The sequence below is a fragment of the Streptomyces sp. NPDC037203 genome, assembly GCF_055605065.1.
Genome location: NZ_JBVJUC010000002.1, coordinates 690,881 through 712,437 on the forward strand (window position 1 = coordinate 690,881; position 21,557 = coordinate 712,437).

At 73.9% G+C, this 21,557-nt stretch carries 20 protein-coding genes; 9 read left to right on the forward strand and 11 right to left on the reverse strand.

Going from position 1 to position 21,557, the window contains the following annotated elements; genetic code table 11:
* Positions 1-414: 414 nt before the first annotated feature.
* Together ACZ7EC_RS07600 and ACZ7EC_RS07605 are read left to right on the forward strand one after the other, a co-directional pair.
* A complete protein-coding gene (locus tag ACZ7EC_RS07600) occupies positions 415-1,407 on the forward strand; it encodes a small ribosomal subunit Rsm22 family protein (protein WP_471059147.1) in 993 nt (330 codons plus the stop codon).
* Positions 1,408-1,513: 106 nt separating this feature from the next.
* Positions 1,514-2,260 carry a bifunctional DNA primase/polymerase gene (locus ACZ7EC_RS07605; protein ID WP_471059149.1) on the forward strand — a complete coding sequence of 249 codons (747 nt, stop codon included), beginning with the start codon at positions 1,514-1,516 and terminating at the stop codon, positions 2,258-2,260.
* A 9-nt stretch (positions 2,261-2,269) separates the two neighbouring features.
* On the opposite strand, the gene ACZ7EC_RS07610 is transcribed toward ACZ7EC_RS07605, so the two are convergent.
* The 4 genes from ACZ7EC_RS07610 to efeO are packed head-to-tail and all read right to left on the reverse strand — an operon-like array spanning position 2,270 to position 6,487.
* Positions 2,270-3,262 (reverse strand): SCO2278 family lipoprotein, encoded by a 993-nt coding sequence (locus ACZ7EC_RS07610; protein ID WP_471059151.1) that lies wholly within the window; start codon positions 3,260-3,262, stop codon positions 2,270-2,272.
* Complete coding sequence (gene efeU / locus ACZ7EC_RS07615) at positions 3,222-4,094, reverse strand: iron uptake transporter permease EfeU (RefSeq protein ID WP_471059153.1); 873 nt, start codon at positions 4,092-4,094, stop codon at positions 3,222-3,224. Before efeU ends, ACZ7EC_RS07610 begins: the two co-directional genes overlap by 41 nt.
* A gap of 3 nt (positions 4,095-4,097) precedes the next feature.
* Positions 4,098-5,339 (reverse strand): iron uptake transporter deferrochelatase/peroxidase subunit, encoded by a 1,242-nt coding sequence (efeB, locus tag ACZ7EC_RS07620; RefSeq protein WP_471059155.1) that lies wholly within the window; start codon positions 5,337-5,339, stop codon positions 4,098-4,100.
* A gap of 11 nt (positions 5,340-5,350) precedes the next feature.
* The gene (gene efeO / locus ACZ7EC_RS07625) at positions 5,351-6,487 is read right to left on the reverse strand and encodes an iron uptake system protein EfeO (protein ID WP_471059157.1); all 1,137 of its coding nucleotides are present in this window, start codon (positions 6,485-6,487) and stop codon (positions 5,351-5,353) included.
* A gap of 170 nt (positions 6,488-6,657) precedes the next feature.
* Here efeO and ACZ7EC_RS07630 point away from each other — a divergent pair, with 170 nt between their 5' ends.
* Positions 6,658-7,302, forward strand: coding sequence for a PhzF family phenazine biosynthesis protein (locus ACZ7EC_RS07630; RefSeq protein WP_471059159.1), 645 nt, complete (start codon positions 6,658-6,660; stop codon positions 7,300-7,302).
* 19 nt (positions 7,303-7,321) lie between these two features.
* Here ACZ7EC_RS07630 and ACZ7EC_RS07635 read toward each other — a convergent pair whose 3' ends face one another.
* Both ACZ7EC_RS07635 and map read right to left on the reverse strand, forming a co-directional pair.
* Positions 7,322-7,969: a biliverdin-producing heme oxygenase gene (locus tag ACZ7EC_RS07635; protein WP_471059161.1), complete on the reverse strand. Its 648-nt coding sequence runs from the start codon at positions 7,967-7,969 to the stop codon at positions 7,322-7,324.
* A gap of 143 nt (positions 7,970-8,112) precedes the next feature.
* Entirely contained in the window at positions 8,113-8,970 is an 858-nt protein-coding gene (map, locus tag ACZ7EC_RS07640; RefSeq protein WP_471059163.1) for a type I methionyl aminopeptidase, read from the reverse strand.
* Between the two features lie 63 nt (positions 8,971-9,033).
* On the opposite strand from map, the gene ACZ7EC_RS07645 reads away from it, so the two are divergent.
* On the forward strand, positions 9,034-9,291 hold the full coding sequence (locus ACZ7EC_RS07645; protein WP_471059165.1) for a hypothetical protein: 258 nt from the start codon (positions 9,034-9,036) through the stop codon (positions 9,289-9,291).
* Here the strand turns inward: ACZ7EC_RS07645 and ACZ7EC_RS07650 are convergent, their stop codons facing one another.
* On the reverse strand, positions 9,292-10,578 hold the full coding sequence (locus ACZ7EC_RS07650; protein WP_471059167.1) for an MFS transporter: 1,287 nt from the start codon (positions 10,576-10,578) through the stop codon (positions 9,292-9,294).
* Positions 10,579-11,398: 820 nt separating this feature from the next.
* On the opposite strand from ACZ7EC_RS07650, the gene npdG reads away from it, so the two are divergent.
* Both npdG and ACZ7EC_RS07660 read left to right on the forward strand, forming a co-directional pair.
* Positions 11,399-12,103: an NADPH-dependent F420 reductase gene (gene npdG, locus ACZ7EC_RS07655; protein WP_471059169.1), complete on the forward strand. Its 705-nt coding sequence runs from the start codon at positions 11,399-11,401 to the stop codon at positions 12,101-12,103.
* A 101-nt stretch (positions 12,104-12,204) separates the two neighbouring features.
* The gene (locus ACZ7EC_RS07660) at positions 12,205-12,393 is read left to right on the forward strand and encodes a hypothetical protein (RefSeq protein ID WP_471059171.1); all 189 of its coding nucleotides are present in this window, start codon (positions 12,205-12,207) and stop codon (positions 12,391-12,393) included.
* Here the strand turns inward: ACZ7EC_RS07660 and ACZ7EC_RS07665 are convergent.
* Complete coding sequence (locus ACZ7EC_RS07665) at positions 12,383-13,186, reverse strand: site-2 protease family protein (RefSeq protein WP_471059173.1); 804 nt, start codon at positions 13,184-13,186, stop codon at positions 12,383-12,385. The genes ACZ7EC_RS07660 and ACZ7EC_RS07665 overlap by 11 nt on opposite strands.
* A gap of 140 nt (positions 13,187-13,326) precedes the next feature.
* Between ACZ7EC_RS07665 and ACZ7EC_RS07670 the strand changes: the two genes are divergently transcribed.
* Positions 13,327-13,629 (forward strand): hypothetical protein, encoded by a 303-nt coding sequence (locus tag ACZ7EC_RS07670; RefSeq protein ID WP_471059175.1) that lies wholly within the window; start codon positions 13,327-13,329, stop codon positions 13,627-13,629.
* Between the two features lie 129 nt (positions 13,630-13,758).
* Complete coding sequence (locus tag ACZ7EC_RS07675; protein ID WP_471059177.1) at positions 13,759-17,292, forward strand: AfsR/SARP family transcriptional regulator; 3,534 nt, start codon at positions 13,759-13,761, stop codon at positions 17,290-17,292.
* 14 nt (positions 17,293-17,306) lie between these two features.
* Here the strand turns inward: ACZ7EC_RS07675 and ACZ7EC_RS07680 are convergent, their stop codons facing one another.
* Positions 17,307-18,122 carry an ABC transporter permease gene (locus tag ACZ7EC_RS07680; RefSeq protein WP_397986229.1) on the reverse strand — a complete coding sequence of 272 codons (816 nt, stop codon included), beginning with the start codon at positions 18,120-18,122 and terminating at the stop codon, positions 17,307-17,309.
* Positions 18,119-19,144 (reverse strand): ATP-binding cassette domain-containing protein, encoded by a 1,026-nt coding sequence (locus ACZ7EC_RS07685; protein WP_471059179.1) that lies wholly within the window; start codon positions 19,142-19,144, stop codon positions 18,119-18,121. Before ACZ7EC_RS07685 ends, ACZ7EC_RS07680 begins: the two co-directional genes overlap by 4 nt.
* Before the next feature lie 103 nt (positions 19,145-19,247).
* Between ACZ7EC_RS07685 and ACZ7EC_RS07690 the strand changes: the two genes are divergently transcribed.
* Positions 19,248-20,126, forward strand: a complete 879-nt coding sequence (locus ACZ7EC_RS07690; RefSeq protein WP_471059181.1) for a class I SAM-dependent methyltransferase — start codon at positions 19,248-19,250, stop codon at positions 20,124-20,126.
* A 36-nt stretch (positions 20,127-20,162) separates the two neighbouring features.
* On the opposite strand, the gene ACZ7EC_RS07695 is transcribed toward ACZ7EC_RS07690, so the two are convergent.
* Positions 20,163-21,539, reverse strand: coding sequence for a HEAT repeat domain-containing protein (locus ACZ7EC_RS07695; protein WP_471059183.1), 1,377 nt, complete (start codon positions 21,537-21,539; stop codon positions 20,163-20,165).
* Between the last annotated feature and the right edge of the window lie 18 nt (positions 21,540-21,557).

A 21,557-nucleotide genomic window follows, 5' to 3' on the forward strand; every position in this document is an offset into this window, starting at 1 on the left:
GGGGCCGGTCCGGGGATTCCGACAGCGCGGGCCGTCGGCGGGCCGGGGCCGGTTCAGGGGCGGTGGGCCGTCTCCGCCGTGTGGGCGGTCGGCTGGGCGGGGACCGGTGCGTCGCTTCCGGCGCGCGGGCCGTCGGCTGGGCAGGGGCGGGTCAGGGTCGGTCGGCCGTCTCCGCCGTGTGGGCGGTCGGTCGGACGGGGACCGGTAGGTTGCTCCCACCGCGCAGGCCCTTGGCCGGATGGGGACCGGTACGTCGCCTTCGGCGCGTGAGCCGTTGGCGGGGCCGGCGCCGGTCCGGGGATTCCGTGGCGTGGGTCGTCGGCGGGGCAGGGCCGGTGGGTCGTCTCCGCGCGAGGGCCCTCGGGTGGGGCGGGGTCGGTTCGGGGGGTTCGGTGTGCGCCATAGAATCTCCAGGTGACCGCCCCCGTACCACCGGCCGACGTCCTCCGCCGAAGCCTCGCCGAGATGCTCGACGGACTCCCGCCCAGCCAGGCCGCCGGCGCCGTCGAACGGCTGATCGCCACCTACCGCGGCGACACCCCGACCCACGCGCCGATCCTCCGCGACCGCGCCGACGTCGCCGCCTACGCCGCCTACCGGATGCCGGCCACCTTCCAGGCCGTGCGCTCGGCCCTCGCGGCGTTCGCCGACGCCGTACCCGGCTGGGTGCCCGGCAGCCATGTGGACGTCGGCGGCGGCACCGGCGCCGCGACCTGGGCGGTCACCGACACCTGGGCCGGCACCCGCCCGGTCACCGTCCTCGACTGGGCCGAGCCCGCGCTCGCCCTCGGCCGGGAGCTGGCCGCCGCCAACCCCGCCCTGACCGGAGCCCGCTGGCAGCGTGCCCGCATCGGCGCCGCGCTCGCCCTGGACCCCGCCGACCTGCTCACGGTGTCGTACGTCCTGAACGAGCTGACCGAGTCCGACCGCACCGCGCTCGTGGACGCCGCCGCGGCCGCCGCGCAGACCGTGGTGATCGTGGAGGCCGGCACGCCTGCCGGGTACGCGCGGGTCATCGAGGCCCGCGACCGGCTGATCCGCGCCGGGTTCCGCGTCGCCGCGCCCTGCCCGCACAGCGCCGCCTGCCCGATCGCGCCCGGCACCGACTGGTGCCACTTCTCCGCCCGCGTCCCCCGCTCCTCCCTGCACCGCCGGGTCAAGGGCGGCTCCCTGGCCTACGAGGACGAGAAGTTCTCCTACGTCGCCGCCACCCGCCTGCCCGCCGCGCCCGCCCCCGCCCGCGTCGTCCGCCGCCCCCAGATCCGCAAGGGCCAGGTGCTCCTGGATCTGTGCGAGGCGGACGGGCGACTGAGCCGTACGACGATCACCAAACGCCACGGCGACCTGTACAAGGCGGCCCGCGACACGGACTGGGGCGCGGCCTGGCCCCCGGAACCGGCGATGTGAGGCACCTCGCGTCCGATTCCCCCCGTATCCACCCGCCGCCCCCCGGAGCGCACGAAGGTGGGACCATGAGGCATGCTGTCCGCACACCAGCGAGGCGAGGGGATTGATGAGCGGGACGTTCGACGGCCGGAGCGGCCGGCAGGGCAAACTCTCCCAGTGGCTGCGTGGACGCCGCCCGAAGGAAGCCGCTGCCGCCGCCGACGACGGCCGTGAGGCCCTGCTGCTCGCCGCCGCCGAGGCCGGACTTCCGCTCGCGCCGGCCGCCCACCCCGCGCCCGGTTACCGGTGTTCCTGCGACCGCGTGGGCTGTCCCACGCCGGCCCGGCACCCCGTGTCGTTCGCCTGGCAGACGCAGTCCACGATCGACCGCCCGCAGATCGAGCGCTGGGCCCGGCACCAGCCGCAGGCCAACTTCATCACCGCGACCGGCATGGTCCACGATGTCCTGGACGTGCCCCTGGAGGCCGGCCGGGAGGCGCTGGAGCGGCTGCTCGCCGAGGGCGTCGAGGTGGGGCCGGTCGCCGAGAGCGACGACGGCCGGATGCTGTTCTTCACCCTCACCCGCGGCACCCCCGAGGACGAGGACGAGTGGTGGCCCTGCGAGCTGGACTGCCACCCCGAGACCATGGCCGAACACCCCGGCCTGCGCTGGCACTGCCGGGGCTCCTACGTCCTCGTGCCCCCGGCCCGCCTGCCCGGCGACGACGGGCAGCAGGTCCGCTGGGTGCGCGGCCCCGAGCATCCGCTGCCCGAGCCCCTGACCCTGCTGGAATCCCTCACCGACGCCTGCGCCCGGCACGCCGCCGGGGAGACCGCCTCGCACCTCGATGGGCCCTGGCCGCTGCGCAACTGACCGGCGGTTTTACTCGCCCTTCGCCCCCGTCACACCGTTCACCTTCGCCACGATCGACACCTTCCCCTTGCCCGCCGGGTCCAGCGCTGCCTGCCCGGCCACCGACTCCAGCGTGAGGGACTGGTGGATCTCGCCCCTGGTGAGGGCCTGCACGGCCTTGCTGGGCGTCGGCACCGAGGTGTTCGCGGCGGCGGTCTCCTTCTCGTAGTGGTGCGTGCTGAAGAAGACCAGCGCACCGCCGTCCGCCGTGCGCAGCGCGAGCGGGGCATAGTCGCCATGGGTCAGCGGCTGGTCGATGTACTGGCGCACGAGACCCGGCTTGCGGGCCTGAGTCCGGCGGTAGGCGCGCAACTCGCTGGTGTTCGGCCCGTCGGCGAACGCCGTGCCGCCCTTCTTCAGGTAGTCGGCGTACGAGCGGCTCAACTCATCGGGTTCCACCGCCAGTCGCGTGGAGGACACCGGCACCGCCTCGCCCCAGCCGTCCTTGTCCTTCGCGAACCGCGGCACGGCGCCGGGCGCGGCCAGCGTCAGATACGCCACCCGCCACCGCTGGCCCAGGTCGGCCCGCGTGAACACCAGCAGCCAGCGGTAGTCACCGCCCTTGTTGGCCCGCGCGTCCGCGAGGAACCAGCGGGGCCAGCCCGCCTTCCGGGGGATCGTGATCTTCACGTCCGACAGCTTCAGCGGGACGTGACTCGCGTTGCCGGACGGGCTGCCGGCATGCCCCGCCTTCAGCCGGGCGGCGTCGATGTCGGCGAACGGCCCGGTGACATAGGGCGCGTCCAGCGAACGGTCGTACGCCTTGTCCGCCTTGTTGTACGCCTCGGTGAACGCGGTCACCGCCTTCGCGGCCTCGGTCCGGGTGGCGCCGGGCACCACCACCCGCTCCCCGTGCACCACCACGCACCCGCTCGCCGTGCAGGACAAGGCGGTCAGCGCCGCCGCGAGCAGTGCGTTCCGGTCACGCCGGCGAAGCCGTCGAGGGCTGCGTTCCCTGGTCATCGGGCTCCTTCACCTTCCCCTTCCCGGAGGCGAACCCTACCGGGGCGAGGAACACCGTGAGCACCGGGACCAGGTACAGGGCCCAGACCGTGACCTGGACGACCGTCGGGTCCGGCTGGAAGTTGAACACGCCCTTCAGCAGCGTGCCGTACCAGCTGTCCGGCTCGACGGTGTCGCTGATGTCGAAGGCCAGGTGGGTGAGTCCGGGGATCCAGCCGGCCTCCTGGAGGTCGTGGAAGCCGTACGCCAGCACGCCCGCCGCGACCACGACCAGCATCCCGCCGGTCCAGGTGAAGAACTTCGCCAGGTTGATGCGCAGCGCGCCCCGGTAGAACAGCCAGCCCAGCAGCACCGCGGTGGCGAGGCCGAGGGCGACGCCGATCAGCGGGCGCGGGGTGCCGTCGCCGGCCGCGTGCACCGAGGCCCACACGAACAGCGCGGTCTCCAGGCCCTCCCGGCCGACCGCGAGGAAGGCGGTGGCGACCAGCGCGCCGGTGCCCATCGCGAGCGCCGCGTCCAGCTTGGCGCCCAGCTCGGACTTCAGGTGCCGGGCGGTGCGCCGCATCCAGAACACCATCCAGGTCACCAGGCCCACGGCGACGATCGACAGCGAACCGCCGAGTGCCTCCTGAGCCTGGAACGTCATTTCCTGGGAACCGAATTCGAGCGCGCAGCCGAAGCCCAGCGCCAGCGCGATCGCGACCGCGATGCCGGTCCAGATGGGCCGCAGGGCGTCCCGGCGGCCGGTCTTGACCAGGTACGCGATCAGGATGCAGACGACGAGCGACGCCTCGAGGCCCTCCCGCAGGCCGATCAGGTAGTTGGAGATCACGGGCTACGCCTCCTTCGAGAACAGTGAACGGCCCCACCAGTCGTCGGCGTCCCGGACACCCGGCGGAATGGCGAAGACCGCCGAACCCACGTGCTGGATGTACTCGTTGAGGGCGTCGTGCGCCGACAGCCTGCGCTGGAGCGGGATGAAGCCGTGGCGCACATCGCGCTGGTAGGCGAGGAAGAACAGGCCCGCGTCCAGCCGGCCGAGGCCGTCGGTGCCGTCGGTGAAGGAGTAGCCGCGGCGCAGGATGGTGATCCCGCCGTTGGCGTCCGGGTGCGCGAGCCGTACGTGCGCGGTGGGCTTCATCGCCTTCAGGAACGGCTCGTCGTGCTCGCCCGCCTTGCCGGCCGGCGCGCCCTCGCGCTTGTCCCGCCCGAACACGTCCTCCTGCTCCTGGAGCGAGGTGCGGTCCCAGGTCTCGATGTTCATCCGGATGCGCCGGGCGACCAGGTACGAGCCGCCGGTCATCCAGTCCGGGCCGTCCCCGTCACCGACCCACACGTGCTTCTCCAGCCGGCCGGTCTCGGTGCCCGCGATGTTGCGGGTGCCGTCCTTGAAGCCGAACAGGTTGCGCGGGGTCTGCGCGTCCGGGGTGGTCGAGGAGGTCTTGCCGAAGCCGAGCTGGGACCAGCGCACGGCGACCTTGCCGAAGCCGATGCGGGCGAGGTTGCGGATGGCGTGCACGGCGACCTGGGGGTCGTCCGCGCAGGCCTGGACGCACAGATCGCCGCCGGTGCGGGTCCTGTCCAGGTTGTCGCCGGGGAACGCGGGCAGGTCGACGAGGGCTTCCGGCCGCTTGCCGCGCAGCGCGAACTTGTCGAACAGGGAGGGCCCGAAGCCGATGGTCAGGGTCAGCCGGCACGGGGAGAGGTCCAGCGCCTCGCCGGTGTCGTCCGGCGGGGCCTCGGGGAGCCCGCCGTAGGCGCCCGCGCCGACCGGCTTGCCCGCGGTCATCCGCCGGGCCGCCGCCGTCCAGTCCTTCAGCAACTGGACGAACTCCTCGCGGTCGTCGGTCTTCACGTCGAACGCGGCGAAGTGCAGCCGGTCCTGCACGGGCGTCGCGATGCCCGCCTGGTGGGCGCCGTGGAACCGCACCGCGCCGCCGGCCGCCTCCGCCGTTCCCGGACCCGTGTCGGTCAGCGCCACCGCGCCCCCGGCCGCCACGGCCCCGAGCGCGATCCCGGCCCCGCCCCAGCCGATCAGCGCCCGGCGCGAGGGACGGCTCTCCTCGATCTCGGTCATCCGCCCGGCCCTTACCTGACGACCGCGGCGGCGAGCTTCGACAGCGGTTCGGCGAGCGCGTTCACCGCGTCCGACAGCTCCTTGCGCTGGGCCTCGGTGACCTTGTCGTAGGAGACGAAGCCGTACGAGGTCTGCTGCGAGCGGTAGCCGTCCAGCACCTTGTCCAGCGCGGCGAACTGCTTGTCCAGCTCCTTGGCGAGCGCCGGGTCGTTCTGCACGGCGACCGGCTTGAGCAGCTCGTACGACTTCTGCGCGCCCTCGACGTTGCCCTCGAAGTCGGCCAGGTCGGTGTGCGAGTAGCGGTCCTCCTCGCCGGTGACCTTGCCGGTGGCGACCTCGTCCAGCAGCTCCTTGGCGCCGTTGGCCATGGACGTCGGGGTGATCTCGGCCTTGCCGACCCGCCGCTGCCAATCCTTCAGGTCGCTCACGAGCTGGTCGGCGAGGGTCTTCTCCGCGGCGCCGATCTTCTTGTCGGCCCACAGCGCCTTCTCCAGGCGGTGCCAGCCGGTCCACTTCTGGCCCTTCTCCAGGCCGTCGGCGCGGGTGTCGGTCTTCGGGTCGATGTCACCGAAGGACTCCGCGACCGGCTCGGTGCGCTCCCAGCCCAGGCGCGAGGGGGCGTACGCCTTCCTGGCGGCGTCGAGGTCGCCGGCCTTGATCGCGTCGGCGAACTTCTGCGCGAGCGGCACGGTGGCGTCGGCCTGGTCCTGGGCGTACTGCCGGTACTCGGCGACCGCCTGGTCCAGCTTCGGATCGCGCTCGGCCGCCGCGGAACCACCGGTGACGGTGAGCTTCTGCCGGACGCCGTGGCCCTTCATGCCGGGGCGGCAGGCTATCTCGTACGACCCCGCCTTCACCTCGGCGGTCAGCGTGTACTTGGTGCCGGGGCCGATGTTCTCCTTCTCCGAGACGATCCGGTCGTCCGGGAAGAGGATCTCCACCTCGGTGGCCCGCGAGCCCTTGTTCTCTATCTTCAGGGTGACCTGGCCGGCGGGGACCGACGTGGCCGAGGTGTCGCACGCCGAGTCGGCGGCGGTGACCCGGATGGCGTCGCCGTCCGTGGCCTCGCTCTTGGCGGTGCAGGCCGCGAGGGCGGTCAAGGCGGCCGCGGTGGCGGCGGCGATGACGGTCGGACGGACGGCACGCATACGGACTCCCTGACGATCCAGTGTGGTGAGGCTGCCCTAACTTACCTGAGCCTTACCCTCCTCATACCCTCGGGGGGCGTGATCCGGCTCTCACGGGGTGCCCCTCGGGCCGGCGACCGGCGGCCCGCTCCGGGACGCGCGCGTGGGGTGGGCGGTGCTTCAATTCCCGTGTGACCGACTACGACGTACTGCGCGTCTTCTGCGCACCGCACGGCGGCTACGGCAATGAGCTCGGCGTCGTCCGAGACGGCTCCAGGCTGCCCGAGCGCGCCGACCGGCAGGCGCTCGCCGCCAAACTCGGCTTCAGCGAGACCGTGTTCGTGGACGACCCCGAGCGCGGCGAGATCGACATCTACACGCCCTCCGCGCGGCTGCCGTTCGCCGGATACCCGTGCGTCGGCGCCGCCTGGCTGCTGGACGTGCCCGAACTCGTCGTCCCCGCCGGTGTGGTGGGCGCCCGGCAGGACGGCGAGTTCTGCTGGATCGAGGCCCGCCCGGAGTGGCCCGAGCCGCGCACTCTGCGTCAGTACGCCACGCCGGCGGAGGTCGACGCGCTCCAGGTGCCCGCACCCGGCGCGTGGTTGTACGCCTGGGCGTGGGAGGACGAGGCGGCCGGGCGGGTCAGGGCGCGCGGCTTCCCCGGTCGCGGCGACGGCATCGAGGAGGACGAGGCCACGGGCGCGGCCGCGATCCAGCTCACCGCCCGGCTGGACCGCGCCCTCAACATCACCCAGGGCAGGGGCTCCCAGCTCCTCACCGCGCCGCAGCCGGCGGGCTGGGTGGAGCTGGGCGGCCGGGTCTTCCTGGAGCGCTGAGCCGGCGGCGGCCCGCGGGTCAGGCGGAGAGCGCGAACTCCTCGCCCAGAGCCCGGAAGACGGCCGTGTTCAGGGCGAACGCCCGCTTGCACTCGGCCACGACGCGCTGCTTCTCCAGGTCGTCCGCCGGTATCCGGTCCAGCAGCTCCCGGTACTCGCGCTTGAACGCGGCCGGGTTGGCGATCTCCTCGAAGACGTAGAAGCGCACACCGTCGCCCTTGCGGGCGAAGCCCCAGGTCTTCTCCGCCCGGTCGCGGATGATCTGACCGCCCGACAGGTCGCCCAGGTAGCGGGTGTAGTGGTGGGCGACATAGCCGCCGGGCCACCGCGCGGCGCACTCCCGCACCCGGTCGGCGTACTCGCGGGTCGCGGGCAGGGCGCTCAGGGCCGCCCGCCAGTCCGGGCCCCGCAGATGTGCCAGATCCTGCTCCAGCGCGGCCAGCCGCAGCAGTTCCGGCCGGATGAACGGACCCGCGACCGGGTTCCCGGCCAGCCGCCCGGCCGCGCTCTCCAGCGCCTCGTACACGAACCACAGCTGTTCGGTGTAGCGGGCGTAGGCGTCCACACCGAGCCGGCCGCCGAGCAGATCGCTCATGAACGTCGAGGTTTCCGCCTCTGTGTGCTGTTCGTGGGACGCGGTGCGGATGAGGCGCGAGAAGGAGTCCATGACGCACATCCTTTAAGGTAAGGCTTACCTAAGTCAATGGCCTTGCCGACTCCGTGTCGGCTTCTTTGCCGACATCGTGTCGGTAAAATCGTACAAGAGAAAACCCGCCCTCGCAGGGGCGGGTTTCCGTCGTGGGGCGGCACTCAGGGCAGCGTCAGGATCTCCGCGCCGTCGTCCGTGACCACCAGCGTGTGCTCGAACTGCGCGGTCCGCTTGCGGTCCTTCGTCACGACCGTCCAGCCGTCGTCCCACATGTCGTACTCGTGGGTGCCCAGCGTCAGCATCGGTTCGATGGTGAAGGTCATGCCCGGCCGCATCACCGTGGTGGCGTGCGGGCTGTCGTAGTGCGGGATGATCAGCCCCGAGTGGAACGACGAGCTGATGCCGTGGCCGGTGAAGTCCCGCACCACGCCGTAGCCGAACCGCTTGGCGTACGACTCGATGACCCGGCCGATGATGTTGATCTGCCGGCCCGGCTTGACGGCCTTGATCGCCCGGTCGAGGGACTCGCGGGTGCGCTCCACCAGCAGCCGCGACTCCTCGTCCACGTCCCCGACCAGGTACGTGGCGTTGTTGTCGCCGTGCACCCCGCCGATGTAGGCGGTCACGTCCAGGTTGACGATGTCGCCGTCCCTGAGGACCGTCGAGTCCGGGATGCCGTGGCAGATGACCTCGTTGACCGACGTGCACAGGGACTTGGGGAAGCCGCGGTAGCCGAGCGTGGACGGGTAGGCGCCGTGGTCGCACATGTACTCATGGGCCACCTTGTCCAGCTGGTCCGTCGTGACGCCGGGCGCGATGATCTTCGCGGCCTCCTCCATCGCCCGCGCGGCGATCCGCCCGGCGACCCGCATCGCCTCGACGGTCTCCGGGGTCTGCACCTCGGGCCCGGTGTACGGCGCCGGCGCGGGCTTGCCGACGTACTCCGGGCGACGGATGTTCCCCGGAACGGAACGGATGGGGGACTGTTCCCCCGGTACGAGCAGCGACTGGCCAGACATGTCAGGGAGTCTATCCACGCGGACATGGGGGAACATGTCGGTGGTCGGCGAGAGGAGCGGTCCATGGCCCTGTTCAAGAAGCGCACCGTGGGCAAGCCGGGCGAGTGGTACTACTGCCTGGAGCACAAGAAGGTCGAGGAAGGGCCCGACTGTCCGGGCAAGGACCGGTTCGGGCCGTACGCCTCCCCCGAGGAGGCCCGGCACGCGATGGAGCTGGCGGCCGAGCGCAATGTGGAGTGGGAGAACGACCCGCGGTGGCACGACGCCTCCAGGGCGGACTCCGGTGACTCCGGGGGCCCCGGTGACGCCGGCGGGAAGTGATCAGGCCCTCGCGGCGGCGGCCTCGGCGCGGCGCTCCCGCATCCGCACCGCGTGCCGGTTCGTCCGGGCGTCGTAGGTCATGAGGCCCGGCAGGCACAGCGCGAGCAGCCCCACCACGCCCGCGCAGGCCAGGCCGCCGCACGCGATGGACGTGCGCAGCCCCGTCCACGCGGCGAGGCCGCCCGCGCGGACCTGGCCCAGCTGGGGCCCCACGGAGTAGGACAGAAGCTCGATCCCGGCGAGCCGGCCGCGCAGCTCGTCGGGGATCGTCTGGTTCCACATGGCGGACCGGAAGATGCCGCTGACCATGTCGAACCCGCCGCCGACGGCGAGCAGGAGCAGCACCAGCCAGACGTTCCGGGTCAGCCCCACCGCCGCGATCGACAGGCCCCAGCCGGCCGCCGCCAGCACCACCATCAGGCCGTGCCGGTGCACCCGCGAGGCCCAGCCGCTGACCAGGCTCACCAGCAGCGACCCCGCGGGGATGCTCGCGTACATCAGCCCGAGCGCCCAGTCGGCGCCCAGCTCGTCGGCGAGGAACGGCAGCACGGCGAGCGGCATCGCCAGGGTCATCGCCGCGATGTCCACGACGTACGTGCCGAGGAGTTCCTTGCGGCTCCACGCGTACCGGGCGCCCTCCGCGATCGCCCGCAGCGAGGGCTTCGCGGCCTCGTGCGCGGCGGGGGAGACCGCGATCCGCGCGATGTACGCCAGCGAGACGGCGAAGGTCAGCACGTCGGCGGCGTACGCCCAGGGCAGGCCGGCGTAGGCCACGACCACCCCCGCGAGCGCGGGGCCCGCGACGCCGCCCACCGTCCAGCGCAGCGAGTTCAGCGAGGCCGCGGCGGGCATGTCCTCATGGGCGACGATCCTCGGCCACAGCGACTCCAGGGCCGGGCGCTGCACCGCGCCGAGCGCGGAGGAGAGCGCGGCGACGGCGTACAGCGGCCAGCAGGCGGGGCTCGGCAGCAGGGCGTTGAGCAGCAGCACCGCGCTGAGCAGGCCCTGGCCGGCCTCCGTCCACATGATCAGGCCCCGCTTCTCCAGGGCGTCGGCGAGCGCACCGCCGTAGAGACCGCACACGATCAGGGGCAGCAGCTCCACCGCGCCGATCGCTCCGACGGCCGTCGTGGAGTTGGTGAGGTCCTTCAGCTGGACGGGCAGCGCGACGAGGGTCAGGAAACTGCCGAAATTGCTGATCAGCCCGGACTTCCACAGTCGGCGGAAGTCCGCGGAGGCCCGCCAGGGAGCGAGATCGGGAAGCAGCGCGGAGGTCACCCTGAGCATGCTCGGACGAGCCGGGGCACCGGATCAACCGCTTTTCCCCACCCCCGCCCTTCCCGGCCGCACTCGGACCCACCCGGCCGCCCCCCGGCTCCACCCGGCCGCCCCGGATTTTCCGGCGGCGCCCCGCCCTTGCCCGGTCGCCGTGCCTCGGCCTTCCCGGCCGCTCCCGGACCTTTCTGGCCGCGCCCCGCTCGTCCCCGGCCACACCCAGCCCGTCCCCGGCCGCCCCCGGACTTTCCCGGCGGCGCCCCGCCCTTGCCCGGCCGTGCCTCCGCCTTCCGCCTGCCCCCGCCGCACCCCGGCCTTTCCGGACACACCCCGCCCATCCCCGGTCGCTCCTCGCCCGTCCCCGGCCGCACCCCGCCCATCCCTGGCCGCCCCCGGCGTTCCCCGGATCTTTCCGGCCGCACCCCGCTCGTCCCCGGCCACACCCAGCCCGTGCCCGCCCGTACCTCGGCCTACCCGGCCGCACTCGGGTCTCCCCGCCCGCCCCCGCCGCACTCCGCCCGTCCCCGGCCACACCCCGCCCGTGCCCCGGCCGCACTCCGCCCGTCCCCGGCCACACCCCGCCCGTGCCCCGGCCGCACTCCGCCCGTCCCCGGCCACTCTCGGGTCTCCCCGCCCGTGCCCCGGCCGCACTCCGCCCGTCCCCGGCCACACCCCGCCCGTGCCCCGGCCGCACTCCGCCCGTCCCCGGCCACTCTCGGATCTCCCCGCCCGCCCCCGCCGCACCCCGGCCTTTCCGGCCGTGCCCCGCCCGTCCCCGGCCGCGTCACGATCTTCCCGGTCGTGGCCGCGTCCGGCGACGTAGAGTCGCCCCATGACCTCTACCGACAGCGCACAGAAGGCCCCCGCCAAGGACCCCTGGGACCTGCCCGACGTCTCCGGGTACGTCGTCGGCGTGCTCGGCGGCACCGGACCGCAGGGCAAGGGCCTCGCCTACCGGCTCGCCAGGGCCGGCCAGAAGGTGATCATCGGCTCCCGGTCCGCCGACCGCGCCCGCGCCGCCGCGGACGAACTCGGGCACGGCGTCGAGGGCGCCGACAACGCCGAGACCGCGCGCCGCAGCGACATCGTGATCGTCGCCGTACCGTGGGACGGGCACGGCGACACGCTGAAGTCGCTCGCCGCCGACCTGGCCGGCAAGCTCGTCGTGGACTGTGTCAACCCCCTCGGCTTCGACAAGAAGGGCGCCTACGCGCTCAAGCCCGAGGAGGGCAGCGCCGCCGAGCAGGCCGCCGCCCTGCTCCCGGACTCGCGGGTCACCGCCGCCTTCCACCATCTGTCCGCCGTCCTGCTCCAGGACCCGGAGATCGAGCAGATCGACACCGACGTCATGGTGCTCGGCGAGGAGCGTGCCGACGTGGAGATCGTCCAGGCGCTGGCCGGCCGCATCCCCGGCATGCGCGGCATCTTCGCGGGCCGGCTGCGCAACGCCCACCAGGTCGAGTCCCTGGTCGCCAACCTGATCTCGGTCAACCGCCGCTACAAGGCGCACGCGGGGCTCCGGCTCACCGACGTGTGAGCCGTTCGTCCGGCACGCGCGGGCCGACCTTCCGGCGAGCCGGCCATGGCCATGGGGGACACTGTTCGCGTAGCAGTGTCCCCCGACAGGAGCCACCCGTCATGCCCCGCATCGCCCTCTACACCCTCGTCGTCTGCGCCCTCTCGCTGGCCGCGGCCGTGGTCTCCTTCGTGCAGGGCAGCTGGCTGGGGATCGTCTGGGTGCTGCTGGCGGGCCTGTCGTCCAACATGACCTGGTACTACGTCAAGCGCGCCCGCGCCGCCGCGCGGGAGGAGCCGGTCACGAACTGACCGCGCACACCTCCGGGGTGCCGCTCCAGAAGCGGTAGAGCCAGTACCCGCAGTCCGAGTAGGCCGTCTCCACCCCGAGCCCGCGCAGGATGCCGTCGATCAGGCCGAAGAACGCGCTGTTCAGCGACGGGATCCACAGCAGCGCGAACACGATCAGCAGCCCGAACATGGGGAACGCCTCCACCTGCCGCTTCACGCCGTACGGCAGCCAGGGCTCCAGCACGCCGTACCCGTCCAGGCCCGGCACCGGCAGGAGGTTCAGCAGCGCCGCCGTCACCTGGAGCAGCGCGAGGAACGCCAGCGCGAAGCGGAAGGTCATCGGCACCCCGTCGAGCGCGTGCAGCCAGAACGGCGCGGTGCACACCGCCGCGAACAGCGCGTTCGTCAGCGGGCCCGCCGCCGAGATCAGGCTCAGCCGCCCGCGGCCCCGGATCCGGCCCCGCTCGATGAACACCGCGCCGCCCGGCAGACCGATCCCGCCCATGATCACGAACAGCACCGGCAGCACGATGCTCAGCAGCGCGTGCGTGTACTTCAGCGGATTCAGCGTGAGATAGCCCTTCGCGCCGATCGTGATGTCGCCGCTGTGCAGGGCGGTGCGCGCGTGCGCGTATTCGTGCAGGCACAACGAGACGACCCAGGCGGCGGTCACGAACAGGAACACCGCGATACCCGGCCGCGCCGCGTACCCGGTCCAGGTGGCCCAGCCGGCCACGGCGGCGACGGCCAGGATCCCGATGAACACCGGGCTGATCCCGCGGTCGCCGGGACGTCGGGTGGTGGCGGTGGTCATCGGCGGCTCCTGAGCTGGGGGATGTACGCCCACCGTACGGGCGGTGGACAGGCGGGTGGGCGGCTCGGCCGGCGGGGCGATACCGGCCGGCACGCGGAAAACGTCTCGCACGCGCCGTCCGGTTCCTGGAGAGTGGGTGAATGCCACGGAAGAGGGTGTTCCACGCGGACTGGCGGCCGGGCTGCCGCGGGGAGCCGTTCGAGGTGGGTGACGAGGTGACCCGGCCGCTGGTCTCCTACGGCGCGCACACCTCTCACCCCGCCGCTGCGGGGTGCCGCCTCGACCCGGTTGCCGGGTCCGTGACAATGGAGACCGCCGACACCTGCCCGAGGTGGTTCGGGGAGACCGTCCTCGGCGCGGCGGTCGGCCCGGTCCGCGTCCGTCGTACCGTGGGCGTCCTCGTCACCCTGGACATCACCGGGAGCGCCCGCCGCGCCCGCTGACCCCCGCCGGAAGCGGCTGCCGCCTCCGGTGACCCCGCCGGATGCGGCTGCCGCCTCCGGTGACCCCGCCGGATGCGCCGATCGCCTCCGGTGACCACCCCCCGACCGCTTCCCGAGCCCCCGGAGACAATGGACCCCGTGCGCTATCGCCTTCTCGGCCCCACCCAGGCGCTCCGCCCCGACGGTACGGCCGTCCCGGTCGGCGGGGCGCGGCTGCGTGCGCTGCTCACCGTGCTGGCGCTGCGGGCCGGGCGGACCCTGCCGGTGGGCGTGCTGGTGGACGAGGTCTGGGCCGGGGAACCGCCCGCCGATGCCGCCGGCGCACTCCAGGCGCTCGTGGGCCGGCTGCGGCGCGCGCTCGGCGCGGACGCCGTGGCCTCCGCCGACGGCGGGTACCGGCTCGCCGCCACCGCCGACGACATCGACCTCCACCGCTTCGACCGGCTGACCGGCGACGGCCTCGCCGCCCTCGCCGAGGGCGACCCCGCCAAGGCCGCCAATCTGCTGGACGACGCCCTCGCGCTGTGGCACGGCCAGGCCCTCGCCGACCTGCCCGACCGCACCGCCGAGGCCGCCCGCTGGGAGACGCGCCGCCTCGACGCCCAGCGCGCCCGGCACGCCGCCGCCCTCGCCCTCGGGCAGGCCGAGAACGCCCTGCCGGAACTGACCGCCCTGTGCGACGCCCACCCCCTGGACGAACCCCTCCAGGCGCTGCGGCTGCGCGCCCTGCGCGACCTCGGCCGTCCGGCCCAGGCGCTCGCCGGGTACGAGGACGTACGACGCCTCCTCGCCGAGCGCCTCGGCTCCGATCCGGGTGCCGAACTGCGCGCCCTGCACGCGGAGTTGCTGGGCACGGGCGGCGGGCCCGACCGCGATCCGGGTGCGGCGCGGCGCGCTTGGAGCGGTCGGCGTGACGGGTCCGGCGCCCGCGGCGGCACCGGCGCGCCGACCGGCGGCCTGGTCGGCCATGTCGTCCAGGATCCCCACCCCGGCCCCCATACCCCCACCGACCCGCACCACACGCCCGACCGGCACTACGGCCCCGACCGGTACCGGACTCCGGACCGGCACCACCCGCCCGAGCGGTCCCGGACGTCCCACACGTCCCCCGCCCCCGGACCGCTCCATCCGCCCGCCCGCTCCCACGCCCCCGACGGGCCCGCCCAGGGCAACCTCCCCGCCCGCCTCACCTCCTTCGTCGGCCGCGAAGCCGACCTCGCGGCCCTGGGCGCCGACCTCGCGACCGCCCGCCTCGTGACCCTGCTCGGGCCCGGCGGCGCGGGCAAGACCCGGCTCTCCCAGGAGGCCGCGGAGGCGGTACGCCACTTTGTGCGCGACGGGGTGTGGCTCGCCGAACTCGCCCCCGTGGACGACCCGGAGGCCGTGCCCCAGGCCGTCCTCACCGCGATCGGCGCCCGCGAGACCGTGCTGCACGGCGCCGGTGCCGAGAGCATGCGCGCGGTGGTCGACGGGCACGGACCGCTGGACCGGCTGGTGGAGCACTGCGCCCGGCGCCGGATGCTGATCATCCTCGACAACTGCGAGCACGTCATCGACGCCGCCGCCCGGCTCGCCGAACGGCTGCTGGCCCACTGCCCCGAGCTGACCGTCCTCGCCACCAGCCGCGAACCCCTCGGCGTGCCGGGGGAGTTGGTACGCCCGGTGGAGCCGCTGCCGGAACCCGTCGCGCTGCGGCTGCTGGCCGAGCGCGGCGCGGCGGCCCGGCCCGGCTTCCGGGTCGCGGACGATCCGGCGGCGTGCGCCGAGATCTGCCGCCGCCTCGACGGACTGCCCCTCGCCATCGAACTGGCGGCGGCCCGGCTGCGGATGCTGACGCCCCGCCAGATCGCGGACCGCCTCGACGACCGGTTCCGGCTGCTCACCTCCGGCAGCCGCACCGTGCTGCCCCGCCAGCAGACCCTGCGCGCCGTCGTGGACTGGTCCTGGGACCTGCTGGACGCCGGCGAACGCGCCGTGCTCGCCCGGCTGTCCGTCTTCGCGGGCGGCTGCGACCTGGCCGCCGCCGAGGCCGTGTGCGGGCCCGCCGCCCTGGACGCCCTCGGCTCCCTGGTCGACAAGTCCCTGGTGGTGGCCGCCCCTTCGGCCGACGGCACCATGCGCTACCGGCTCCTGGAGACCGTCGCCGAGTACGCCGCCGAGCGGCTCGCGGAGAACGGCCACCGCGCCGAGGCCGAGCGCGCCCACCTGACGTACTACCGCGAACTCGCCCGCACCACCGACCCGTTGCTGCGCGGCCCCCGGCAGCGCGCCGCGATCGAACGCTTCCAGCTGGAGTACGAGAACCTGCGCACCGCCCTGCGGCACGCCGTCGCCGCGCGCGACGAACAGGAGGGGCTTTGCCTGGTGCTGTCCCTGCTGTGGTTCTGGCAGATGCGGGACCAGCGCATGGAGACCCGCACCTGGTGCCGTGAGGTGATGGCGCTCGGACCGGACCCGTTCGCCGAACCGGTGCGCCGCGCCGAGCCGGTGTGGCAGCGCTGCACCGAGACCCCGCCGCCCTACACCGGCGAAGTCCTCGAAGAGGCCCGGCGCGGTGTCCACCTCGCCCATATCTCCTGCATGGACACCGAGCTGGACGCCTGGCAGACCCCCGCGGCCCAGGCCAAGCTGCGCATCGTCGCCCAGGTCTACGAGCCGGGGCTGCCGCAGACCTGCCGGTCGCCCGGCGTGGTGTGGTTCTTCGCCGTGATGCTCACGGGCGGGGCGGAGCGGATACGGACGATCGCCGACGCCAACGTGGAGACCTGCCGCGACACCCCCGGCTTCGAGTGGGAGCTGGCCGGCTCCCTCCAGATGCGCGCCAACTTCCTCGCCAACCGCACCGCCTGGGCCGGTGACGCCACCCGCGACGCCGACGAGGCGCTCGCCATCTACCGCCGCATCGGCGACGACTGGGGCACCGCGGAGGCGCTGTCCGCGCGCGGCGAGGCCCGCGAGCGCAAGGGCCTGTACGACGCGGCCGCCGCCGACTACCGGGCGGCCATCGAGCACGCCGAACGTCTCGGTGCCCGCGCCCAGACCGCCGTGCTCGGCGCCCGCCTCGGCAGTGTCCTCATGGAGTCGGGCGAGCACGAGGAGGGTGAGCGGCTGCTGCGGGAGGTGGTGGAGCGGAAGGACGTCATGCACACCGAGGCGATGCCCGCCGCCCGCCTCTTCCTGGCCTGCTGGCTGGGTCTGACCGGGCGCACCGCGGAGGCTCGGGAGCAACTGCGGCTGCTGCGCGCGGAGTTCCGGATCGCCAACTTCGTCGTCTTCGACGCGCTGCTGCTCTGCCAGGAAGCCTGGGTGGACGCGATGGACGACTGCGACGCGGAGGCGCTGGAAAAGATCCGCGCGGCGCTCGGGCACGCGACCGACCCGCTCGCCGAGGCCGTCATCCCCCAACTGTCCTCCACCGCCCTCACCGTGGGCGCCATGGCGCTCGCCCGCACCGACTCCGGCGCCCGCGCCGCCGACGCCGCCCGGATGCTGGCCGCCGCCGACCGGTTGCTGCCGGCCGGCCATGTCCTCTCCGGTGTGGAGCGCCGGGCCCGCGCCATCACCGAGGGCCGGATCCGCGAGGCGCTGGACGAGAAGTCGTACCAGCGGGCGTACGCCGAAGGCGGTGGCCTCTGCCTCGCGGAGGCCACCGCCCTGCTGTGAGACCGGCGTGAACGTCAGCTCTTGGTACGGAACTTGTGGATCGCGACCGGCGCCATCACCGCGGTGATCGCCACCGACCAGCCCACGGTCACCCACAGATCGTGCGTCACCGGGCCGCCGGTCATCAGGCCGCGGGCCGCGTCGGCGAGCGTGGAGAGCGGGTTGTAGTCGGTGAAGGCCCGGAGCCAGCCCGGCATCGAGGAGGTCGGCGCGAAGATCGAGGAGCCGAACTGGAGCGGGAACAGCACCAGGAAGCCGACGCCCTGCACGGACTGCGCGCTCTTGAGGATCACACCGAGGGTGAGGAACACCCACATGATCGAGGAGGCGAACAGCGCCGACAGACCCACGGTCGCGAACAGCCCCGGCCAGCTGGTGATGTGGAAGCCGACCAGCACGGCGACGACCATCAGGATGGCGGTCGCGAACAGCATCCGGCCCAGCTCGACCGCGATCTTCGCGAACAGCACCGAGCCGCGCCCGATCGGCAGCGACCGGAACCGGTCCATCACACCGCTGTTGAAGTCCTGGCTGAAGCCGGTGCCGACGCCCTGGGACAGGGTCATGCTCATCATCGCCAGCATGCCCGGAATGACGTACTGGACGTATCTCTCCTGGCCGCCGCCGAGCGCCTGCCCGATCGAGCCGCCGAAGACGTACACGAACAGCAGCGTGAAGACGATCGGCATCAGCAGCGCGTCGAACATCGACTCCGGGTCCTGCCGGATCCACAGCAGGTTGCGCCGGATGAGCGCGCCGGTGTGCCGCAGGTGCCCGCGCAGCGGGATGCGGACGTCGTCGGCGGTGGCGGGAGACGGATAGGCGCTCATACGGCGACCTCCTGGCGGGCGTCGGCGGGCTCGGTGTCCTGGGCGTCGCCGGCGCGGTGGCCGGTGAGCGAGAGGAACACCTCGTCCAGGCTGGGAAGTTCGGTGGTGATGGAGGAGAGGGTGATGCCGCGCGCGGTGACCGCGCCGACCACCGCGGTCAGCTGCTCGTCGCTCAGGATCGGCACCAGCAGGGTGCCGGTCTCGCCGTCCACGGTGGTGGCGGCGAGACCGGTGATGCCCAGCTCGTCCAGCATCGAGGCGAGCGGGCGCAGCTCCTGCGGGTCCGCCGGACGCACGCGCAGGGTGCGGCCGCCGACCCGTGCCTTCAGCTCCTCGATGCCGCCGGTCGCGATCACCTTGCCGCGGTCCACCACGGTCAGCTCCGAGGCCAGCTGCTCGGCCTCCTCCATGTACTGGGTGGTGAGCAGCACGGTCACGCCTTCGCCCACCATGGCCTTGACCTCTTCCCACACCTCGTTGCGGGTGCGGGGGTCGAGGCCGGTCGTCGGCTCGTCCAGGTACAGCACGGCCGGGCGGCCGATCATCGAGGCGGCCAGGTCCAGCCGGCGGCGCATACCGCCGGAGTAGGTGCTCGCCGGGCGCTTGGCGGCCTCCGTCAGGGAGAACCGCTCCAGCAGCTCGTCGGCGCGGTGGCGGGCGTCCTTGCGGGACAGGTCCAGCAGCCGGCCGATCATGTACAGGTTCTCCCAGCCGGGGAGCTTCTCGTCCACGGAGGCGTACTGGCCGGTCAGACCGATCACCCTGCGCAGCTGCCGGGGCTGCCGCAGCACGTCGTACCCGGCCACCGTCGCCTGCCCGGCGTCCGGGGTGATCAGGGTCGACAGGATCCGCACCAGCGTGGTCTTGCCGGCGCCGTTCGGTCCGAGCACACCCATCACGGTGCCCTCGCGCACGTCCAGGTCGACGCCGTCCAGCGCCTTGGTCTCGCCGTAGTGCTTGACCAGTCCCCGCACCGTCACGGCGTTGCGTCCGCCGCCGGGGTTCTCATCGATTCGCGTCATGCCCCCGACAGTGCCAGGCCCCACCGACAAACCGCCGACAGCGAGCCGACAGGGCGCCGACAGCCCCGCACGCGGTGGTGGCGGGTGGTGTTGAATCGGCCGCATGAGCGAGAACGAGCGCGCGGCGAGCCGTACGGCGGTGCTGGTCTGCCAGGGGCGGGCGGCCGCCGACGGCAGGGCAGCGGTGGGCCGGTTCGCCGATCCGGTGGCGGTGCGGCTGCTGCGGGCCGGGGAGCGCACGCCGGTGGACGAGGTACGCGCGGGCACCCCGCCGGGGGGCCGGCAGGCGCGCATGGCGTACGAGGGCGTGCGGGCGTGCGCCGAGGTGGTGGCGGCGCGGACGGTCGCGATCGACGAGGCGCTGCGCGCCCGCCCGGCCGGCCAGTTGGTGATCCTGGGCGCCGGTCTCGACACCCGTGCGTGGCGGCTGCCGGAGCTGGCGCGGACGGATGTCTGGGAGGTCGACCATCCGGCCTCCCAGCGGGACAAACGCGCCCGCCTCACGGAGGCGGGCCCCGGTCTGCCGACCACCGCCCGGTCCGTACGGTTCACCCCCGTCGACTTCGCCGCCGGTGATCTCGGCGCCGCGCTGGACGCCGCCGGACACGATCCCTCGGCGCCGACGACCTGGCTGTGGGAGGGCGTCGTCCCCTATCTGACCCGCGACCAGGTGCGCGCCACCCTGGCTGCCCTCACCGCCCGGACGGCCCCCGGCAGCAGCCTCGTCGTCAACTACCAGGCCCCGTCCCTGAAGGCCGCCGCGGGCCGTCTGCTGGCCCGGCTGCTCGGCGACTCCGCCACCGGGGGCGAGCCCTGGCTCTCCCTCTGGCAGCCGGCGCGGATGGCCGCCCTGCTCGGCGCGTACGGCCTGCGCGTGACCTCCGATGACGACCTTCTCACCGTCGCCCGCTCCCTCGGCACCCCGTCCCGGAGCCGCGCCTCCCTGGCCTCGGGCCGCGTTGCCGTCGCGGAGCGCCGCTGAGGCGGCCGGTTCCGGAAGCGGCCCGGAGCGCTCTCCTCAGCTGCCGCCGGGCCGGTTGCGGACCCGGTAGCGCCAGTGTGCGGACACCCGGTGGTCGTGCTCGAAGCCGGGCCCGAGCGGACCCACCCGCTCGTACGCCGTATCGGTGCGCGGGTCGTCGCGGACGGCGAGGGCGTAAGCCGCCTCCAGGCGCAGGCTCTGGTCCGCCTCGTCCAGCAGGGCGGCGAGCGCCTCCGTGACCGCGGCCGACCGGTCGGGGGAGCCGGCCAGGGAGGCGGCGGCCCGGACCCGGACGGCGTGATCGGGGTCCCGGAGCAGGGCGAGCAGGCTCTCCCGGACCGCCGCCGGGTCGGGGGAGCGGCCGAGGACCTCGGCGACGACGTGCCGGACCCCGGCGTCGGAGTCGCGCGCCAGACCGAGCAGGACGCGCCCGGCGGCCCCGGTCGGCGGCAGGCAGTACGGCACCGCGCGGCGCACCCGCGGATCGGGATGACCGGCATGGCGCAGCCCGATGGCCTCCTGTCCGGGATGGCCGGCGTCCGTGTAGACCTCCAGGACGGAGGCGAGCACCTCGCCGTCCGGCTCGTCCCGTGCCCACCGGGCCAGGAAGTCGGCGTCCCCCGCGGTGTCCGGACGGCCGACGTGATCCGCCAAAAAGCGCCGCAACCGCAGGACATCGGCGAGCAGCCGGCGGTGCACGGGGTCGGGGTGCCGGCGCAGGGCCGCCAGCTCCGACCAGTCCCGCGGGTTCCTGCGGCAGGCGAGGGCGTGCCGCGCGGCGGACCAGTTGGCGTCGAGCCCGTCCGGGTACGGCACGGCCCGCGCCACCAGCTCGGCCACCGGTGGCAGGACGCCGAACGACACTTCCAGATCGCTGAGTACACCGCCGTGGCCCGCCCGGACGGTGAGTCCGCCGAGCGTCAGCTCCTCGATGTCCGTGTACTCCTCCTCGACCGTCCGCCGGGCGACCGGGCCCAAGTCCCCTGTACGGCGGCGCAGTTCCCCGGCCGCACCGGTCTCGTGCCAGTGCCGGGCGAGGTCGAGCAGCCGCTGCCGCTCGCTCCCGGCGATCCGCAGCCGCGGGTCCTTGCCGAGCGTGGCGCCGACCAGTGCCGGGGAACCGAGGTCGACCGCCCGCAGGAGCGGTGTCGTCCCGTCCGGCAGGACGACGTCCGGGTCGGCGCCGCCGTCCGTCAGCGCCCCGGCGCTCGCGTGGTCGAATCCGCGCACGGCGGCGCACAGCAGCGGAAGACCGTCGGGCCCCGGCGTATGCGGATCGGCGCCCTCGGCCAGGCAGTCCGCCACCGCGCGGGCGTCCCCGGTCAGCACCGCCGCCACCAGGCGGCCGTTCACGTCGTTCACGTCGTCCGGGTCGCGGTGCGGCGCGGTCATCTTCCCCCCAGGGGTGGCCACCGGACATCCCCCCGGACG

What these genes read in the sequence shown, in the direction of transcription:
- ACZ7EC_RS07670 (WP_471059175.1), top strand. Translation starts at nt 13,327, where the DNA reads ATGCCACGGAAGAGGGTGTTCCACGCGGACTGGCGGCCGGGCTGCCGC.
- ACZ7EC_RS07610 (WP_471059151.1), bottom strand. Translation starts at nt 3,262, where the DNA reads ATGACCAGGGAACGCAGCCCTCGACGGCTTCGCCGGCGTGACCGGAAC.
- ACZ7EC_RS07675 (WP_471059177.1), top strand. Translation starts at nt 13,759, where the DNA reads ATGGACCCCGTGCGCTATCGCCTTCTCGGCCCCACCCAGGCGCTCCGC.
- ACZ7EC_RS07680 (WP_397986229.1), bottom strand. Translation starts at nt 18,122, where the DNA reads ATGAGCGCCTATCCGTCTCCCGCCACCGCCGACGACGTCCGCATCCCG.
- ACZ7EC_RS07635 (WP_471059161.1), bottom strand. Translation starts at nt 7,969, where the DNA reads ATGGACTCCTTCTCGCGCCTCATCCGCACCGCGTCCCACGAACAGCAC.
- ACZ7EC_RS07665 (WP_471059173.1), bottom strand. Translation starts at nt 13,186, where the DNA reads ATGACCACCGCCACCACCCGACGTCCCGGCGACCGCGGGATCAGCCCG.
- efeO (WP_471059157.1), bottom strand. Translation starts at nt 6,487, where the DNA reads ATGCGTGCCGTCCGTCCGACCGTCATCGCCGCCGCCACCGCGGCCGCC.
- ACZ7EC_RS07605 (WP_471059149.1), top strand. Translation starts at nt 1,514, where the DNA reads ATGAGCGGGACGTTCGACGGCCGGAGCGGCCGGCAGGGCAAACTCTCC.
- npdG (WP_471059169.1), top strand. Translation starts at nt 11,399, where the DNA reads ATGACCTCTACCGACAGCGCACAGAAGGCCCCCGCCAAGGACCCCTGG.
- ACZ7EC_RS07685 (WP_471059179.1), bottom strand. Translation starts at nt 19,144, where the DNA reads ATGACGCGAATCGATGAGAACCCCGGCGGCGGACGCAACGCCGTGACG.
- map (WP_471059163.1), bottom strand. Translation starts at nt 8,970, where the DNA reads ATGTCTGGCCAGTCGCTGCTCGTACCGGGGGAACAGTCCCCCATCCGT.
- ACZ7EC_RS07650 (WP_471059167.1), bottom strand. Translation starts at nt 10,578, where the DNA reads ATGCTCAGGGTGACCTCCGCGCTGCTTCCCGATCTCGCTCCCTGGCGG.
- ACZ7EC_RS07690 (WP_471059181.1), top strand. Translation starts at nt 19,248, where the DNA reads ATGAGCGAGAACGAGCGCGCGGCGAGCCGTACGGCGGTGCTGGTCTGC.
- efeB (WP_471059155.1), bottom strand. Translation starts at nt 5,339, where the DNA reads ATGACCGAGATCGAGGAGAGCCGTCCCTCGCGCCGGGCGCTGATCGGC.
- ACZ7EC_RS07660 (WP_471059171.1), top strand. Translation starts at nt 12,205, where the DNA reads ATGCCCCGCATCGCCCTCTACACCCTCGTCGTCTGCGCCCTCTCGCTG.
- ACZ7EC_RS07645 (WP_471059165.1), top strand. Translation starts at nt 9,034, where the DNA reads ATGGCCCTGTTCAAGAAGCGCACCGTGGGCAAGCCGGGCGAGTGGTAC.